The organism is Luteibacter sp. NPDC104163 (assembly GCF_055584245.1).
Genome location: NZ_JBVJMK010000039.1, coordinates 1 through 2,177, shown reverse-complemented (window position 1 = coordinate 2,177; position 2,177 = coordinate 1). Strand labels below are relative to the sequence as shown.

Here is a 2,177-nt window from a genome sequence, read left to right as displayed (position 1 = left end):
AGCATAAGCCCGCACAAGGCGCCGACGCTACCGCCACGCTGCTCTTGTGGGAGCGGGGGGGGGGGGGGGGGGGGGGGGGGGGCCCCCCCCCCCCCCCGCCCCCCCCCCCGCTCCCACACGACATTCTGCGGTGCACCAACGTAGCGTCGACATCCGGGGCCTTAGGCTGTGCGCCCATGAACTCTCCTGACTGGATGCCCGACATCACGCATCCGTGGACGCGTTTTGCGCTGGTGTTGATCATCGCACTGCTCGTCGCGGGCCTCATTCACCGCGTTGTCGATGTGTTGCTGCGCCGTCTCGCCGTGCGTCACCCGAAGGGTGCCAGCATCATCGCGAAGGCGAATGCGCCGCTCGAAGCCATTGTGCCGCTGTTCCTGATGCTGCTGGCGTTTCGCGCCGCGCCGGACGAGCCCGCACGGCTGATCGACGGCCTGGAACACCTGCTCGGCCTGGGCCTGATCGGTGCGATCACCTGGTTCCTCGTGCGCTGCATCAGTGCGTTGGAAGCCACGGTGTCGCGCTTCAATCCGATCGACCTGGAGGACAACCTGCGCGCGCGGCGCCTGCAGACGCAGGCGCGGGTGCTGTCGCGCACGGCGATGGTCGTGATCGTCATGCTCGGTATCGCCGTCGGCCTGATGACGTTCCCCTCGGTACGCCAGTTCGGTGCCAGCCTGCTTGCATCGGCGGGTATCGCCGGCATCGCACTCGGCCTGGCGGCGAAGCCGGTGCTCGGCAATCTGATCGCGGGTATCCAGATCGCGCTTACCCAGCCGATCCGCATCGATGATGTCGTTATCGTTGAAGGCGAATGGGGCAGGGTGGAGGAGATCACCAGCACCTACGTCGTGGTGAAGATCTGGGATGAGCGGCGGATGATCGTACCGTTGCAATACTTCATCGAAACGCCGTTCCAGAACTGGACGCGCACGTCGTCGCAGATCCTCGGCTCGGTGTTGCTCTGGTTCGACTATGGGATGCCGCTCGAGCCGCTGCGCGCGGAGATGGAGCGCATCTGCAAGGGCGCACCCGAGTGGGATGGCCGGGTCATGGTGATGCAGGTGGTCGACAGCAACGACCGCGCCATGCAGATCCGTGCGCTGATGAGCTCGTCCAACTCGGGCAAGTCCTTCGACCTGCGCTGCAAGGTCCGCGAGGGCCTGATCGCCTTCGTGCGGCGCGAATGCCCCGGCTACCTGCCACGCCTGCGCGGCGACCTGGAGAACCAGGTTCGCGGTGTCGAAGACGCCCCGGTTCCATTCACCGCCCGCCGCGCCGCCCAGCAGTGACGACGGTTGTGGGAGCGCGCTTGCGCGCGATGGCGGTGCGGGAAGCCCCATCGCGCGCAAGCGCGCTCCCACAAAGGACGCCGGGATGTGAAAACACACAACGACACGGTGTAGCCGTACAAGCGCCCGCATGCCACCGGCGTGATAGCGTTCCGCCCAGATCGACTGCCGGAACCGCGCCATGACCAACCACACCACCAACCCCGACCAGGCGGCCCACCACTGGTTCGCAAAAAGTCTCGACGACCTGAACCACGTCGAGCGGCACCTCATCGATCACGTCATGCAGCGCAAGATGATCGCCAAGGACGTCAACGAGGCCTTCGTCGAGGATATGAGCTTCGGCGAGCGCCTCGCCGACAGGGTGTCGCGCTTCGGTGGCTCCTGGACCTTCATCCTGGTGTTCGTCGGGATCCTGGTGGCCTGGACGGGCTTGAACGCCTACGTGCTGACCCGGCCGTTCGATCCGTATCCCTTCATCTTCCTCAACCTGCTGCTCTCGATGCTGGCGGCGTTCCAGGCACCCGTGATCATGATGAGCCAGAACCGCCAGGCGGCGAAGGACCGGCTCGATGCGACCAACGATTACAAGGTGAACCTGAAGGCCGAGATCGAGATCATGGGCCTGCACGAGAAGCTCGACCAGATGCGCAACGACCAGCTGCAGCTGATGTTGATGAAGCAGCAGGAGCAGATCGACCTGCTGTTGAAGCTGGCCCGCGCGAACGGCCGCGACGTATGAATCTGTTGTGGGAGCGCGCTTGCGCGCGATGGGGGTGGCGACGAGCACCCATCGCGCGCAATGAGGTGACCCCCAAAAGTTGGACAGCGGGGTCAGGCGGCTAGGGCCTGGGTCCGGTATTCAACCGGACTCAGGCCATTAAG

2 protein-coding genes are annotated in these 2,177 nt (G+C 65.2%); both read left to right on the top strand.

Annotated features, from left to right (window positions below; genetic code table 11):
- The first annotated feature begins 176 nt into the window (after positions 1-176).
- Positions 177-1,292 carry a mechanosensitive ion channel family protein gene (locus ACZ6YI_RS21795; protein WP_465780440.1) on the top strand — a complete coding sequence of 372 codons (1,116 nt, stop codon included), beginning with the start codon at positions 177-179 and terminating at the stop codon, positions 1,290-1,292.
- A 181-nt stretch (positions 1,293-1,473) separates the two neighbouring features.
- A complete protein-coding gene (locus tag ACZ6YI_RS21790) occupies positions 1,474-2,034 on the top strand; it encodes a DUF1003 domain-containing protein (RefSeq protein ID WP_465780439.1) in 561 nt (186 codons plus the stop codon).
- Positions 2,035-2,177 lie beyond the last annotated feature (143 nt).